Source organism: Massilia consociata (assembly GCF_042432755.1).
Lineage (GTDB): Bacteria > Pseudomonadota > Gammaproteobacteria > Burkholderiales > Burkholderiaceae_D > Telluria > Telluria consociata.
In genome coordinates, this window is record NZ_JBHLWP010000047.1 from 1 (window position 1) to 692 (window position 692).

General features: G+C 61.8%; 1 protein-coding gene. It reads right to left on the reverse strand.

The window, feature by feature from the left end; translation table 11 throughout:
- On the reverse strand, window positions 1-689 hold a 689-nt coding region (locus tag ACFFJK_RS22855; RefSeq protein WP_379681956.1), incomplete at its 3' end, for a GTP-binding protein.
- Window positions 690-692 lie beyond the last annotated feature (3 nt).

Here is a 692-nt window from a genome sequence, read left to right on the forward strand (position 1 = left end):
ACCACGGTGCCGCGGCCCGAGATCGAGAACACGTCTTCCACCGGCATCAGGAAGGTACCGTCAACGGCACGTTCCGGGGTCGGGATGTAGGTGTCCAGGGCTTCTGCCAGGCGGATGATGCACTCTTCGCCCATTTCGCCCGGCTGGCCTTCCAGCGCCATACGTGCCGAACCCTTGATGATCGGCAGGTCGTCGCCCGGGAACTCGTACTTCGACAGCAGTTCGCGCACTTCCATTTCGACCAGTTCCAGCAGTTCCGCGTCGTCGACCAGGTCGCACTTGTTCAGGAACACGATGATGTACGGAACGCCAACCTGACGCGCCAGCAGGATGTGCTCGCGGGTCTGCGGCATCGGGCCGTCGGCGGCCGAGCACACCAGGATCGCGCCGTCCATCTGCGCAGCACCGGTAATCATGTTCTTGATGTAGTCGGCGTGGCCCGGGCAGTCAACGTGGGCGTAGTGACGGTTGGCGGTTTCGTACTCGACGTGCGCGGTGTTGATGGTGATGCCGCGTGCCTTTTCTTCCGGAGCCGCGTCGATCTGGTCGTAGGCCTTGGCTTCGCCGCCGAACTTCTTCGACAGAACGGTTGCGATTGCAGCCGTCAGGGTGGTTTTGCCGTGGTCAACGTGACCGATGGTGCCGACGTTGACGTGCGGCTTGGTCCGTTCGAATTTTTCCTTTGCCATTTC